Source organism: Neobacillus sp. B4I6, from assembly GCF_050434045.1.
Lineage (GTDB): Bacteria > Bacillota > Bacilli > Bacillales > Cytobacillaceae > Neobacillus.
Genome location: NZ_JBNPWB010000002.1, coordinates 4,235,127 through 4,249,358, shown reverse-complemented (window position 1 = coordinate 4,249,358; position 14,232 = coordinate 4,235,127). Strand labels below are relative to the sequence as shown.

Annotated in this window: 13 protein-coding genes and 1 pseudogene; 8 read left to right on the top strand and 6 right to left on the bottom strand. The window is 38.2% G+C overall.

Annotated features, from left to right (window positions below):
• Window positions 1–31: 31 nt before the first annotated feature.
• Window positions 32–919 (top strand): sulfate ABC transporter permease subunit CysW, encoded by an 888-nt coding sequence (gene cysW, locus QF028_RS23265; protein WP_429469312.1) that lies wholly within the window; start codon window positions 32–34, stop codon window positions 917–919.
• Between the two features lies 1 nt (window position 920).
• Complete coding sequence (locus tag QF028_RS23260) at window positions 921–1,991, top strand: sulfate/molybdate ABC transporter ATP-binding protein (protein ID WP_429469310.1); 1,071 nt, start codon at window positions 921–923, stop codon at window positions 1,989–1,991.
• A gap of 70 nt (window positions 1,992–2,061) precedes the next feature.
• Here QF028_RS23260 and gnd read toward each other — a convergent pair whose 3' ends face one another.
• From gnd to QF028_RS23240, 4 genes are all read right to left on the bottom strand, one after another.
• Window positions 2,062–3,465, bottom strand: coding sequence for a decarboxylating NADP(+)-dependent phosphogluconate dehydrogenase (gene gnd / locus QF028_RS23255; RefSeq protein ID WP_429469307.1), 1,404 nt, complete (start codon window positions 3,463–3,465; stop codon window positions 2,062–2,064).
• 145 nt (window positions 3,466–3,610) lie between these two features.
• The gene (locus QF028_RS23250; protein WP_429469304.1) at window positions 3,611–4,957 is read right to left on the bottom strand and encodes a GntP family permease; all 1,347 of its coding nucleotides are present in this window, start codon (window positions 4,955–4,957) and stop codon (window positions 3,611–3,613) included.
• Window positions 4,958–4,975: 18 nt separating this feature from the next.
• On the bottom strand, window positions 4,976–6,520 hold the full coding sequence (gene gntK / locus QF028_RS23245; RefSeq protein ID WP_429469302.1) for a gluconokinase: 1,545 nt from the start codon (window positions 6,518–6,520) through the stop codon (window positions 4,976–4,978).
• Window positions 6,520–7,245, bottom strand: coding sequence for a GntR family transcriptional regulator (locus tag QF028_RS23240; RefSeq protein ID WP_429469301.1), 726 nt, complete (start codon window positions 7,243–7,245; stop codon window positions 6,520–6,522). Before QF028_RS23240 ends, gntK begins: the two co-directional genes overlap by 1 nt.
• Before the next feature lie 254 nt (window positions 7,246–7,499).
• Here QF028_RS23240 and QF028_RS23235 point away from each other — a divergent pair, with 254 nt between their 5' ends.
• Entirely contained in the window at window positions 7,500–8,207 is a 708-nt protein-coding gene (locus QF028_RS23235; RefSeq protein WP_429469298.1) for an MOSC domain-containing protein, read from the top strand.
• Between the two features lie 55 nt (window positions 8,208–8,262).
• On the opposite strand, the gene QF028_RS23230 is transcribed toward QF028_RS23235, so the two are convergent.
• Both QF028_RS23230 and QF028_RS23225 read right to left on the bottom strand, forming a co-directional pair.
• Entirely contained in the window at window positions 8,263–9,117 is an 855-nt protein-coding gene (locus QF028_RS23230; protein ID WP_429469295.1) for a hypothetical protein, read from the bottom strand.
• A gap of 229 nt (window positions 9,118–9,346) precedes the next feature.
• A complete protein-coding gene (locus tag QF028_RS23225; RefSeq protein WP_429469292.1) occupies window positions 9,347–9,688 on the bottom strand; it encodes a DUF3889 domain-containing protein in 342 nt (113 codons plus the stop codon).
• A gap of 152 nt (window positions 9,689–9,840) precedes the next feature.
• Between QF028_RS23225 and QF028_RS23220 the strand changes: the two genes are divergently transcribed.
• The 5 genes and pseudogenes from QF028_RS23220 to QF028_RS23200 all read left to right on the top strand — a co-directional run bounded on the left by QF028_RS23220 (window position 9,841) and on the right by QF028_RS23200 (window position 14,197).
• The gene (locus QF028_RS23220; RefSeq protein WP_429469290.1) at window positions 9,841–10,845 is read left to right on the top strand and encodes a DUF3231 family protein; all 1,005 of its coding nucleotides are present in this window, start codon (window positions 9,841–9,843) and stop codon (window positions 10,843–10,845) included.
• A 167-nt stretch (window positions 10,846–11,012) separates the two neighbouring features.
• Window positions 11,013–11,489 (top strand): annotated as a pseudogene (locus tag QF028_RS23215) (N-acetyltransferase family protein); the annotation flags it as partial.
• A gap of 9 nt (window positions 11,490–11,498) precedes the next feature.
• Window positions 11,499–12,071 carry a GNAT family N-acetyltransferase gene (locus QF028_RS23210; protein WP_429472478.1) on the top strand — a complete coding sequence of 191 codons (573 nt, stop codon included), beginning with the start codon at window positions 11,499–11,501 and terminating at the stop codon, window positions 12,069–12,071.
• A gap of 32 nt (window positions 12,072–12,103) precedes the next feature.
• A complete protein-coding gene (locus tag QF028_RS23205) occupies window positions 12,104–12,643 on the top strand; it encodes an HD domain-containing protein (protein ID WP_429469287.1) in 540 nt (179 codons plus the stop codon).
• A gap of 135 nt (window positions 12,644–12,778) precedes the next feature.
• A complete protein-coding gene (locus QF028_RS23200) occupies window positions 12,779–14,197 on the top strand; it encodes a tetratricopeptide repeat protein (RefSeq protein WP_429469284.1) in 1,419 nt (472 codons plus the stop codon).
• Window positions 14,198–14,232: the final 35 nt, after the last annotated feature.

Sequence of the window (14,232 nt, the reverse complement as noted above, 5' to 3'; positions counted from 1 at the left end):
GATCGATTTTTTGACCCAGAAGGAGGTAACTATGGCTGGAAATGTACCAATGCAATATTCAAGTACACTGATTCAACCGACAACACGCGACTCTGAACCCCGGTTCGTTCGTTGGGTTCTAATTACACTAGCATTAGGGTTTTTAGGGCTGGTATTGGTGTTGCCGCTGGTGGCAATTTTTATAAAAGCCTTTGATAAGGGTATAGCCGTTTTCCTAGAGGCCGTTAGCAATCCAGATGCATTATCTGCAATCAAGCTAACTTTGATCATTACCTTGATTACCGTGCCACTTAATGCCATCTTTGGTGTGGCTGCCGCCTGGGCCGTAACCAAGTTCAATTTTAAAGGAAAAAGTCTTTTGATTACGATTATTGATCTGCCATTTGCCATCTCCCCAGTCATCGCCGGATTGGTGTTTGTTCTATTATTTAGTGCGCATGGTTTATTTGGACAATGGTTAATCGACCATAATATCAAAATTATTTTCGCAGTGCCCGGAATCGCCCTGGCCACACTTTTAGTGACGCTGCCCTTTGTCGCTCGGGAACTCATTCCATTAATGCAAACGCAGGGGACGGCCGATGAGGAAGCATCCTTGACTTTGGGTGCGAGCGGATGGAAGACATTCCTTTTGGTAACTCTGCCGAATATTAAATGGGGATTATTATATGGGATTATTCTCTGTAGTGCTCGAGCAATTGGGGAGTTTGGAGCTGTTTCGGTCGTTTCAGGACATATTCGCGGAATGACCAATACGATGCCGCTCCATATTGAAATTTTATACAATGAATATCAATTTTCCGCGGCATTTGCGGTTGCTTCCTTAATGTCATTTTTCGCCATCATCACCTTGGTTGTAAAAAATGTCATTGAATGGAAAACAAAAAAATCATTTGAACCTGAAGAAGGAGTTCACTAAGATGAGCATTCAAATTCAAAATATCTCAAAATCATTTGGAAACTTTCAAGCCCTTGATCAAATTAATCTTGATATTCAAACAGGGGAGCTCGTTGCCCTGCTTGGTCCGTCTGGTTCTGGGAAAACATCGCTTCTAAGAATCATCGCAGGCTTAGAAGGTGCGAATCAGGGAGCCATTTTGTTCGGGGAAGAAGATATGACTCATATCAGTACAAAGGAGCGGAAAGTAGGATTTGTCTTCCAGCATTATGCCTTGTTTCGTCATATGACTGTTTTTGAAAATGTGGCCTATGGATTAAAAGTCCGGCCAAGGAAAACGCGTCCTTCCAAAACCGAAATAAAAGAAAAGGTCATGGAATTACTAAAGCTAGTAAAATTAGAAGCATTTGCCGAACGGTATCCTTCCCATTTGTCTGGCGGCCAGCGGCAGCGGGTGGCATTAGCCAGAGCATTAGCGGTTGAGCCTAAGGTACTCTTGTTAGATGAACCATTTGGTGCGTTAGATGCGAAAGTCCGGAAAGATCTTCGCAGATGGCTAAGAAAGCTCCATGATGATTACCAGATTACGAGCATTTTTGTGACGCATGACCAAGAGGAAGCGCTGGATGTTGCCGACCGAGTTGTCGTGATGAATGAAGGGAAGATTGAGCAAATCGGCACACCAGAGGAAGTATATGAAAATCCAAACAGTCCTTTTATTTATCACTTTTTAGGAAATGTTAATTTATTTAAAGGGCGCCTCCATAAAGGGAAATTACGACACGGTAATTTTGAAGTCGATGCACCCGAATTCTCCGCAACAGAGAATACCGAGGCAGTCGGTTACGTTCGACCGCATGATATAAGTATCGAAAGAGAGGCTAGCCTGGATTCAGTTGCTGCAAAAATTAATTATATTCATTTAGTCGGAGCCTCCGTCCAACTTGAACTGATTCGAAAAGATAATGGCGAGTTCCTGGAAGTGGATTTAAGGAAAGAACAATTTCGAAGCCTTAATCTAAAAACAGGTGAAGAAGTGTATGTAAAACCAAAACAATTAAAGGTTTTTATTCCTGCGGATTATTCCATTTAAAAAAGAAAAACAAAGGCCTATACTCATTTTCGAGTATAGACCTTTGTACGTTCAGATCATCTAAAAAATTTTAGTTCCAGTCCGTATGAAAGACTCCTTCCATATCAGTTCGCTCATACGTATGGGCACCGAAATAATCCCGTTGTGCCTGCAGGAGGCTGGCATTTGAACGGCCGTTTCGGTAACTATCGAAATAAGAAAGGGAGGTACTTAAACAGGGAAAGGCGATACCGGAATTTATACCCTCGCATACCATTTTCCTCAGTCCTGATTGATACTCTTTTGTTTTTTCAGCGAAAAATGGTGCGATTAATAAATTCTTCAGATTTACTTGACTCTGATAGGCTTCACTAATCACGTTTAAAAACTCGGCCCGAATAATACAGCCGCCCCGGAAAATAAGTGCAATCTCTTCTAATGGTAAATTCCAGTCATAGAGATCAGAAGCCATTTTATATTGTGTAAAACCTTGGGCGTAGGCGCAAACTTTCCCCATATATAATGCTTGTCTAACGTACTCAATCCATAAATTCTTATCTAAAGCCTGCTGGTCCATTCCGGCGCCTGCTAATATATTTTCTGCGATGACCCGTTCCTCTTTTAATGAAGATACATACCGGGCGAACAATGACTCGGTAATGATTGATAGGGGGATACCGTTATCTATCGCTTGCATGCTTGTCCATTTACCTGTGCCTTTTTGCCCTACTTTATCAAGGATGACATCGATCAGTGGTAAACCTGTTTTTTCATCTTTTTTCTTTAAAATTTCTGCCGTGATTTCGATTAGGTAACTTTTCAGTTCACCCTGATTCCATTTTCCAAAGATATCAGCAATTTCATTCACAGATAACTGTAACCTATCCCTTAAAAAGGTATAGGCTTCTGCGATCAATTGCATATCTGCATACTCAATTCCGTTATGGACCATTTTCACAAAATGCCCTGCACCTTTTGGACCAATATATGTGCAACATGGGGTCCCATCGACTTGCGCAGCTATTTTTGTAAGAATGGGAGCAACTTTTTCATATGCTTCTTTATCTCCGCCAGGCATGATGGACGGGCCATTTAATGCTCCTACTTCACCTCCGGAAATACCAATCCCTAAATAATCGATTCCTTTAATTTTCAAATCATCATATCTTTGGGCAGTATCTTCGTAATGGGAGTTGCCGCCGTCCATGATCATATCACCTTGCTCAAGAAAAGGAACTAACGAAGAAATCACAGAATCTATCGCTGCACCAGCTGTGACCATAAGAAAGATCTTTCTAGGGGTTTCTAAGGACTGAACAAAACTTTGCACGTCATAGTACGGATTGATCGATTGATTTTCAATTCTATGTAAAAGTTTATCTGTTAAATCTCTGGTGTAATTATAGACCGCTACTTTTTCCCCTTTGTTCGCCATATTTAAGGCGATGTTGCTGCCCATTACACCTAAACCAATAACTCCAATTGTATTGTCCATTTAACTTCCTTCTCCTTTATATAAAAATAAAAGGCAGTAAATCCGCCGCTTTAATACTTAGTGGATTCTAAGTATAAGAGGGGGGATCCTGCCCTTGACCTAACGCCAATAGTGAGGGATAAATAATATCTCCCACTACTGGATATTAAACGAATAAACTTAGTAATAGAATAAACACTAATCCAGATACGGAAATAATTGACTCAAGTAATGTCCATGTTGCGAATGTTTCTTTCATACTTAATCCGAAATATTCCTTAAACATCCAGAAACCAGCATCATTTACGTGTGAGGCAATTAAACTACCAGCACCAGTTGCAAGAACGACTAACGCAAGGTTAACATCGGTTTGACCCAGCATCGGGATCACTAAACCAGCAGTAGTTAAAGCTGCAACAGTAGCAGAACCTAATGAAATACGTAAAATTGCTGCAATAATCCAGGCAAGTAAAATCGGTGAGATAGAAGTTCCTTTAAATAATTCAGCTACATAGTCACCTACATGGCCATTAATTAATACTTGTTTGAAGGCACCGCCGCCGCCGATAATTAAGAGCATCATCCCAATATGAGAGATAGCTGTTGAACAAGAATCCATCACCGATTTAATAGGAATATTTCTTGCTAATCCCATTGTATAAATAGCGAATAATAAAGAGATTACCATGGCAGGGGATGCACCGCCAACAAAACGGATAATGGCTAGTAAAGTATTATCTGCAAATCCCATTGTTTTTTGAAGCAAAGTAATAATTGTAGCGATTGACATTAGGATTACAGGAAGCATTGCAGTAAATACACTGATACCAAATCCAGGTGTGTCTTCAATTTTAAACGTTTTTTGTTCACCTAAAGAGGCAATATTACCAGTCTTTGCAAATGAGTTAGGAACCAATTTTTTTGCAAGTTTTGTAAATAAAGGTCCAGCAATAAAAACAGTTGGAATAGCAATAATGAAACCGTAAAGTAATACTTGACCAAGATCTGCACCATATTCACCAGCAATGGTGGTTGGTCCAGGATGTGGCGGTAAAAAGCCGTGTGTTACAGATAATGCTGCTGCCATTGGAATACCAAGATATAAAATAGAAACCTTTATTTGTTTTGAAATCGCAAATACGATTGGAATCAATAAAACTAATCCTACTTCAAAGAATAAAGCGATTCCGATAATGAATGAAGAAGCCACTACAGCCCACTGAATATTCTTTTCGCCAAATTTATTAACGAGAGTCATCGCAATCCGCTGCGCGCCTCCTGAATCTGCAATTAATTTACCCAGCATTGCACCGAGTCCAAAGATTAGTGCTATATGTCCAAGTGTTCCGCCTAATCCAGCTTCAATTGTTGCGATGATTTCATCTAATTTCATTCCAAGTGCTATAGCCACACCGAATGAGACAATGATTAGTGAAACAAAGGTGTTTAATTTAAGGCCCATGATCAATACAAGTAATGCTACAATCCCTATTGCTACAATAACTAATGGCATGTTATTTCCCCCAATAATTTATATATTTTTATTGATTAAACCTCTTTGATAATTAGCAATCCGTGTATAATCTTCTTCTAACACCCTTGATAGATTAATAAAAATTGGCAATAATTCTCTGTATTCTCTTGCTGCCTCTTCTTTAGGTGTATGTTTGTAGGTACTGCCAATCATTTCAGAAACGACTTCAAAGGATTCGATTTTCCCAGTAGCATATAGGCCTAAGATACAAGCACCGAGACAAGAACTTTCGTAGCTTTCTGGAACGACTACATCCAGGTCAAAAATATCAGACATCATTTGACGCCAAACTTCTGACCTTGCGAAGCCACCAGTTGCTTGGATTCGAGTCACTGGTCCCTCCATACATTCAACTAATGCTAAAAATACGGTGTATAAATTGTAAATAACACCTTCTAGCGCAGATCGAATCATATGTTCCTTCTTATGTGCCATCGTTAAGCCGAAAAAGGATCCACGCACGTCTGGATTCCATAAGGGAGCACGTTCACCAGCAAGATATGGATGGAATAGCAATCCATCGGACCCCGGTTTTACACCTTCTGCAATTTTGGTTAATACTTCATATGGATCAATTCCTAGTCTTTTCGCGGTTTCTACCTCTGAAGCTGCAAACTCATCCTTAATCCAGCGAAAGACCATCCCGCCATTGTTTACTGGTCCGCCAATGACCCAATGTTTTTCCGTTAATGCATAGCAAAAGATTCGTCCTTTTTCATCGGTTTGCGGCTGGTCAATTATAGTGCGAATTGCCCCGCTTGTCCCAATGGTTACGGCAATCTCACCTTTTCGAATCGCATTTACACCAAGATTGGAAAGGACGCCATCACTAGCACCAATTACAAAGGGAGTTAGAGGATCAATGCCCATTTGTTTTGCTAATTTTGGATTACAGTTAGTAAAAATCTCGGTGGTTGGTACGAGCCTAGATAATTGCTCAGGTGATATACCGGCGATTTCTAATGCTTCCTTATCCCAATCCAATTTTTGGAGATTCATCATGCACATGGCAGAAGCAAGAGAATAATCGACAACATACTGGTCAAAGAACTTTTTAAATATATATTCCTTTATTCCGATATATTTTTTCGCTTTTTCGGCTATCTCTGGGCGTTCATTCACAATCCAAGTAATTTTGCTTAATGGTGACATCGGGTGAATAGGCGTTCCTGTTCGTCTGTAGACTTCATGCCCATTTAATTCATTTTTTATTTTATGTGCCCAGGCTTCACTGCGGTTATCTGCCCAAGTAATACAAGGTGTCAGCGGTTGGTCATTTTCATCCATGGCAATGAGGCTATGCATCGCACTGCTAAATGAGATGAACGATATCTCTTTTTGAGGATGATGTTTCATGATCCTCGAAATGGCTTGTACCACAGCCATAAAGATCTCCTCAGGGTCTTGTTCGGCTGTCGAAATATCAGGAGTATAGAGTGGGTAACCGATATTTTCTTGTTGGATGACTTCGCCTTTTTCAGTAAATAAAACAGCTTTTGTGCTTGTTGTACCGATGTCTAACCCTAACATATAGCTTGTCATTATTCTTGCACAACTCCTTTATTAAGTATTAGTTGAGACCTCCAAAGGTCTTCTACTTTTCCTTGCACATCATCAAAATTTTGATGCAAAGAGAGAATCATCAGGTCTCTATTTTTCGCATCGATCGCATCAATATAAAGTTGATGATTATCCACAATGCGTGGAAAGTCATTGTATTTTTCCTCGAAGCGGGCCCTCATCGCTAAAAGGATGAAAGATTCCATTACAGGTTTTGCATTATTCCAGATCATCGTGATGTAAGAATGATTAATCGATCGAATAATTGTTTCATGGAATAAGACATCTTGATATGAAAACTCATCGGCATCATGATATTTGATAGCAATTTTCATCATCTCGAGTATTTTACTCAGTTCTTTCACTAACTCTTTGGTGTCTAATTTTACAACCCGTTCAAATACAAACGTTTCAATAAGTAAACGGACATCATAAATTTCTTCTATTTCCTTATTTGATAATCCAAGGACAATTGCACCCATTCTTTCTAAACGAATTAAATTTTCAGATGCTAGTGTTTTTAATGCTTCGCGAATCGGTGACCGACTCACATCAAAATCTGCGGCTAATTTATTTTCTGATAGGGTGGTACCGCTTTCAATTAAACCAGAAATAATCTGCATCCTAAGCTCACATGTTACACGATCACCTGCGGAAGCTTTTGAAAGCCATTTTGCGGGATACAATAATTCCTTTGAGTCTTTCATCGTTTCACCTTCTTGTTTATACGAGTATACTTGTATACAAGTATTATAGAATAGATATTAAAAAATGCAAGCGCTTTTTTTAATATTACATAGCAGCGCAGGAAGGTGTATTAATTATTCTTAGCGAATTTAATAAAAATTATCTCAAATAAGGCCGATTAAATATAGGAATCATGAAGAAGAGGCAACATTACAGATGCATGAATGAAAACCTATGATGAAAATATTGGCAGTTTTTTTAGGAGGAAATTAAGATGAGTATTTTTCTAAAACAAGTTTTTGTAGGTTTACCAAAAACGGTCGGAAATAAAGAGGCAAAGAATCCTATGGATCGAGAATGGACAAGCGCCATTTTTAAAGAGTTGGTTGAAGGACCTGTCTGGGTCGGGAAAATGGGTTTAGCTGGTGATGGACAATGGGATTTGGAACATCATGGCGGGCCGGAAAAAGCTGTATTTGCTTATGGATTTGAAAATTACACCCACTGGCAAAAGGAAATAGGGATATCTAAGATCACATCCGGCGCAATGGGGGAGAACCTCGTCATGGAACAAATAAACGAGGAGGAGATTTCTATTGGTGATACTTTCCAGATTGGCGGGGCTGTTCTACAGGTATCGCAGCCAAGGCAGCCCTGCTGGAAACCAGCCCGCCGTTTTAAAGTTAAAAACTTGGCGCTGTTATTACAAAATACGGGCAGAACCGGCTGGTACTTTCGAGTGTTAACAGAGGGGTTTGTTGAAGAGGGGCAGACGTTTACTTTGGTTGACCGACCATATCCACAATGGACCATTCAAAAGTGCAATCAAATTATCCATGCTAAGAAACAAAATATCGAGGAAATGCGTGAACTTTCCCAATGTGAATTGCTTGCACCAGGGATGAGAACCACGTTAGAGAAACGAATAGAAATGAGGGAATCACCGGATATCAGAAATAGGGTGTTTGGACCAAATGATTAATTGCTAATTGTCCTTCCTTTTCAAAAAAGCTGTAATATATAAATTTACAGCTTTTTTATGCTTGCTCTTTATAGGGGACCCTAAACAATCTTTTATTAACAATCCCCGTAATAAGGGTAAGTAATAAAGATAGACCCACATAGTACGGCTGGTCCCACCATACCAAACTATGAAGGATTCCAAATCGGATCAGAACTTGGTTCACCGCATACATAAGTAATCCTGCTAAGATATATTTGCCCCACTTCATTTTCCAGTTAAGTTTACTCATTAGACAATAAAACAGACTATCACATAAATAGAAAATAGCTGCTAAGGCAATCGAATCCCGTCCAGAATTTTCAAACCACCCAGGAGTGTATATTCGATTCGAGAAAAAGATGATCGGAAGTATATGGGCACTGCAAGATATGGAGCCAATAATTAAATAAAGCATCCAATTATGCTTGAACCCTTTGGAGGGTCGTAAAATCCATTTATAATAAATCTTAGCTGTAGCAAAATAAAAAGGGAGCCCCAGTCCCGTATACGCTAACCTCCACCAATTATGGGAATAGATATGGAGCTTTAAAAATAACCATTCAATCCCGACAAATAATCCAGAAAATAAAACCATCCAAATCCAACCTAAATGAAACGTTGCTATTAAGGTGGCAACTATGGGTAAAGAAAAGGCGTTTGAGACAAATGCCCCCAAATTGTTGTCATAGAAAGTATTATGCTGGATAAAATTAGGGTTGTATTTATAGCATCCTAAGAAATTAAAGATGATGGTCTCAATAATAAATCCCATACCAATCATGGTTAATAATAGGAATAGAGTTTGCGTATTTCTTTTTTTGAATAGTATAAAACAAAATAAAATAGTGCTGAGAACCAGTAAAGCATAATACCAATATGAATTATGCATATTATTCACTCCGATAGTAACTGGATTAATATAGTTTGTTCCTAAGAATGGAAATTATGCACTAAGGCTTACTATTTATAAACAAAACCACTAAGTAGAAACTTTTCTTAGTGGTTTACTTGGTTTTTAATAATGTTCTTATTTTTTATCAATCAGGTCATAGCCAACAATATCCCAATCCTATAGAATCCTGTCTTACTAGGCGTTTTAGATCCACCTTCAAAAGGAATTACCTTGCTGTCTCCTCAAAAGTTACCTTAAGGACCTTTTCGGTCTGCTTGTTAAATTCAATTGTGATGAAAACGCCGAATTCTCTATTGTTTTCTTTTAACCAAAGCTTGAACCTTTCGGTGGAGGTTTGTGGTCCACTCGTTCTTCCAATGTGGAGATAATCAATTATTTTTGCATGCGGATATTTTTCATGAGTTTTCTTTAGTGCTAATGTACCCCACTTGGCATAGGAGGGAATCGGTTTGTGTTGTGCACTTACTTCATAAATGGGGGTCAGTGGATGTACACTTACCGAGATGAAAAGTAAGCTTATATATAAACTAATCAGTATCTTTTTCACGTAATTACCCTCTTTGTTTTTGCTTATATCATTTCATTTCGAGCAATAACTTATGTAGGTTTTTGTAAATCACTGTAGTTATTAACCTTAAACACAAAATAATTCATAACCCTCGCTCATTTGGCAAATAATACAATTGAGGTGGCGAAAATATGGATAAGGGAAATTTAAGACTCACAGCTTCCGAAATAGGTTCACTTTGGGGACAATATATAAATGGAACTATGACTGACGTGGTAAATAGATATATGGTCTCCATTATTGATGATCAATCAATAAAGGCCATTTTTGAGGATGCCATTCAGACCTTCAGAGGACAAAAGAAACAAGCCGCTGCTTTTTTAGAGAGTGAGGGCTTTCCGGTTCCGATTGGTTTTACTGAATATGATATCAATAAAGGTGCAAAGAGATTATTTACTGATATATTTTGCTTAAATTACTTACATATCATGACCCTGCATGGGCATATAGGTCATTCAACATCCTTATGTGTTTCTATCAGAGCAGATTTACGCCATTTTTTCGATTCATGTTTAAATGATGGAAGTAGGATGTACCACCAAACCGTGGAGCTATTGCTCGAGAAAGGGCATTTCCAGCGCGACCCTTATATTTATCCTTCCGTGAACCCTGAGTTTATCTCCAGCAATGATTTCATCGATGGATTTTTTGGAAAAGGGAGAAGTTTAGCATCCATTGAAATCATCAGTATTTTTTTAAACCTAAAGAAAAGTATGATGAGTAAAGCCCTTTGTATTGGATTTAGTCAGGTTGCTCAATCAACAGAAGTAAGGAAGTTTATGACAAAGTCGCAAAACGTGGCTGAGCAGCATATCGCAACCTTTTCAAAAATCCTGCAGGCAGATCATTTACCAGTTCCTCGTTCCATGGAAACGGAAGTGACCACTTCAACAGTGTCTCCTTTTTCCGATAAGTTAATGATGTATCATATAGGTTTCTTGTCACAAGTTGCGCAAGCCTATCATGGGACAGGTTTGGCATCTTCCATGAGATCAGACCTCGTTGCAGCGTATGAAACCACTATTCTGAAAAATTTGTACGTAACCAAAAAATGGTTTAACATAATGGAACAAAATATGTGGTTGGAGCAACCGCCACTTGCCCCTAATAGAACAGAAATTGCCAAAGAAAAATAATTTAGGACCTAAAAGCCAAGATGTAGATGATATCTCGGCTTTTTACGTTTTCCGAGCAATAAACAGGAATGGAATAATATTCATAGAATTTAATAAGAGTAGCAATTTGTTGTGGGTGAATTTTAGGTAGATAGAGAAACACAAAATGGATTAAAGGGGGGATCATTTTGAAAATTATATTATTAGATACATCTGATGCAGAGAGGTATTGGAAGTTAAGACTAGAAGCACTCAAGCAAAATCCAGAGGCATTTTTAACAAGTTATGAGGATGCCATAAAAAGAGAAAATCCCATTGAGCAAGTTGCCCGTAACCTTACCACAGAAGGAAACTTTACGTTTGGTGCATTTGATGATGATGAACTAATCGGAGTAGTCACCTTACTTCAAGAAAGTGCCGAGAAAATACGGCATCGAGCAAATATTTTTGCGATGTATGTCACGCCCAAGAAACAAGGACAAGGCGTAGGTAAGGCATTAATGGTAGAGGCGATCAATAAAGCTAAAACGATGGAAGAGATTGAAAAAATTAATTTATCAGTGATGGCAAGCAATGAAAAGGCGAAAAATCTTTATACCCAATTGGGTTTTAAAGTGTATGGATTTGAAGAAAATGCCCTTAAACTGAACGGAATTCATTATAATGATGAACATATGGTTCTGCATTTGAAATCGGTGAAGGGAGATTCGACCCTTAAAGGTGAAAACATCTATATTCGACCATTTTCTACAGAAGATGCACATGCACTGCTTACATTACAAACCGAAAACCGAAGTTTTTTCGAAAAGTTTTCGATGGAACGAAATGACGATTTTTATTCGGTTGATACTCAGTTGAACCGGATACGTATGTATGAAGAAGATAGTAAAAGTGATCAGACATATACGTTTGGAATTTTTAAAAATGATGGTCTCTTAATTGGTACTATTAATCTATTTCAAGTACTAAGAGGCTCGCTTCAAAGTGCGTTCATCGGTTATTTTTTAGATGAAAAGCACAATGGGAAGGGCTACACAACTGAAGCGGCTAAACTGCTTGTGAAATATGCATTCAATGAATTGAAATTACACCGGATAGAAGCCGGTGTCATGCCTCATAATATTGGTTCCATTCGAGTGTTGGAGAAATCCGGATTTCATAAAGAAGGAATCGCTATGAAAAATGTAAAGATCAACGGAAAATGGGAAGACCATCAAGTTTTGGCGATTATTAATCCGAATGACTAATATTATTTAACGTGAAAAGGAAGGTCCCAAAAATGAATATAGTTGAAAAAGCGCTGCAGATAGCGAGTAAAAGTCATCGAAACCAATGCAGAAAGAATACCGACATCCCTTATATCACGCACCCGGTTACAGTCGGAATGATGTTAATGAAAGCAGGGTACGAGGATGACATCATCGCAGCGGGAATTTTGCATGATACAGTTGAAGATACAGAACTTACTTTGAAAGATATTGAGCGGGAATTTGGACCAAGAATTGCTAGCATTGTGGAAGGATGTTCTGAACCCGATAAATCGCTTCCCTGGAAGGAGCGAAAGGAACATACGATTGAGTTTTTAAAGACAGCATCAGAGGAAATTCGTGTGGTTGCCTGTGCCGATAAATTACATAACATTCGCTCCATCATAAAGGATTATGAGCAGCAGGGAGATGTTGTGTGGAACATATTTAACGCCGGCAAAGAACAGCAAGCGTGGTACTACACAAATATTGTTGACAGTCTCGGTCACAAGTCAACCTTCCCATTACAAAAGGAATTAGTAGTTGAAGTAAATCTGCTTTTTAAAAAATAATGTCGGTAAGACTCGAATCGGAAGGAGAGGGCCTTGGTAAAGGAACTCTTTTTTTCGATTATGTTATAATAAAGATAAAGTCATAACAGTAAATGTTTTTAATATGTGTATATTATGATAGGGGGCAAAAGTGATATGAATAAGAAAGAAATGTTGCCAACCGAAATTTCCATAAAAGATAAAAAACATATGGTAAAAGGAAATGCTATAAGGACAGTCGTATTTGCACGAAGCAAAGTAATCGAGGTTATGACCGCTGACCAGGAAAGATATTATCTTATTTATTATAAAAATGCCCTTATATATGGGGAGAAGCTTGATCAGATTGAAGAAGGAACATTTATAGATAAGGCATTTCATGAAGGTATCATTATTGAATCCCCACATCCGCTCTTAAGCGCATTAATTCCCCACGTAAACAACACCATTCCGAATAAAAATAACCTTTTTTCTCAATTACAAATCCATTATTCTCTTCAGGAAATGGTCTACATTCTGATAACACTTGACTCGTTTTTTCAAAAAGAACAGCTGATCAAGATCATCGACAAAGTTTTCTTCCACTTTAGAAGAAACGGGAAATTTATGAAATCCTTTCAAATCATTCAAATGTTAGCTGATTTTGCACCGACATTAAAATCTGCACAAGATCGTTTATCCTCTCTCGAATTTAGTTCATACAACCAATTTTACCATTCCTCAAGTTTAGATGAAATCCAAACAAAGGATCCTCTTTTTGTTGAATTACATTGCTTCAAAAATCGATACAATTCAAATGAACGAATATTATTAGAAGAAATCGTAAGAAAACAAGACGGTTTAGATGAGTTATTGCTGTGGTTAGAAAATGCAAAGAGGCTAAAAGCTGCTGAATCCATTGAAAAATATACCAGCATAGCTTTACGTTTTATCTCGATGGAAGAATGGATGCTAATTTTAGCTCAAATCAACCTCAATCCGTTTCAAGTGCTGCCTGATTCAAAATCTATAGTCGAAAAAATGCTTAAAGACGGTAATTATGAGAAAGCTGCCTTATGCATATTAGATTTTATCGATGACATTCCCGCCTCCTATGATGCTATACTCCTTTTAATATGGGAAAATTCTGACCCGAGCTTTGTCATAGAACATTTAGACGAATTTATTAAATTGTTGCAGCACCTGCCACATACTGAAAAGACCAAGCAATTTGAACAAAAGGTGTTTCAATTTGCTGAAATCCTTCTTAAGGAGCATGATCTTAAAACTGTTCATGAAAAACTTATCCCTATTCAAAAGGTAATCCCGGATTTAGAGGTGATTAGAAAAATTAGTGAAATGGTAAATTTATTAGAGGATCCCGATCGGATGATGGAATTGGGTGATTATTATGCGGAGTTTAAACAATTCGATCAAGCGATCGATTGCTTCTTCTGGGAAATGGAGCTGCAGCCGCAAAATCCTTCTCCCGTACGAAAAATCAGCAAAATGTATCAATCTAAAGGGATGGTAAAAGAGGCTTCAGCCTATCAAAAAATTTTCGCTCAATTAAAAAGTAATCAAGAAACTGGATGATCTACCATCATCCGCTTAACTAGTCGCATAAGCTA

Coding starts and splice junctions, on each gene's coding strand:
- cysW (WP_429469312.1), top strand. CDS start 32: ATGGCTGGAAATGTACCAATGCAATATTCAAGTACACTGATTCAACCG.
- QF028_RS23260 (WP_429469310.1), top strand. CDS start 921: ATGAGCATTCAAATTCAAAATATCTCAAAATCATTTGGAAACTTTCAA.
- gnd (WP_429469307.1), bottom strand. CDS start 3,465: ATGGACAATACAATTGGAGTTATTGGTTTAGGTGTAATGGGCAGCAAC.
- QF028_RS23250 (WP_429469304.1), bottom strand. CDS start 4,957: ATGCCATTAGTTATTGTAGCAATAGGGATTGTAGCATTACTTGTATTG.
- gntK (WP_429469302.1), bottom strand. CDS start 6,520: ATGACAAGCTATATGTTAGGGTTAGACATCGGTACAACAAGCACAAAA.
- QF028_RS23240 (WP_429469301.1), bottom strand. CDS start 7,245: ATGAAAGACTCAAAGGAATTATTGTATCCCGCAAAATGGCTTTCAAAA.
- QF028_RS23235 (WP_429469298.1), top strand. CDS start 7,500: ATGAGTATTTTTCTAAAACAAGTTTTTGTAGGTTTACCAAAAACGGTC.
- QF028_RS23230 (WP_429469295.1), bottom strand. CDS start 9,117: ATGCATAATTCATATTGGTATTATGCTTTACTGGTTCTCAGCACTATT.
- QF028_RS23220 (WP_429469290.1), top strand. CDS start 9,841: ATGGATAAGGGAAATTTAAGACTCACAGCTTCCGAAATAGGTTCACTT.
- QF028_RS23210 (WP_429472478.1), top strand. CDS start 11,499: ATGGTTCTGCATTTGAAATCGGTGAAGGGAGATTCGACCCTTAAAGGT.
- QF028_RS23205 (WP_429469287.1), top strand. CDS start 12,104: ATGAATATAGTTGAAAAAGCGCTGCAGATAGCGAGTAAAAGTCATCGA.
- QF028_RS23200 (WP_429469284.1), top strand. CDS start 12,779: ATGAATAAGAAAGAAATGTTGCCAACCGAAATTTCCATAAAAGATAAA.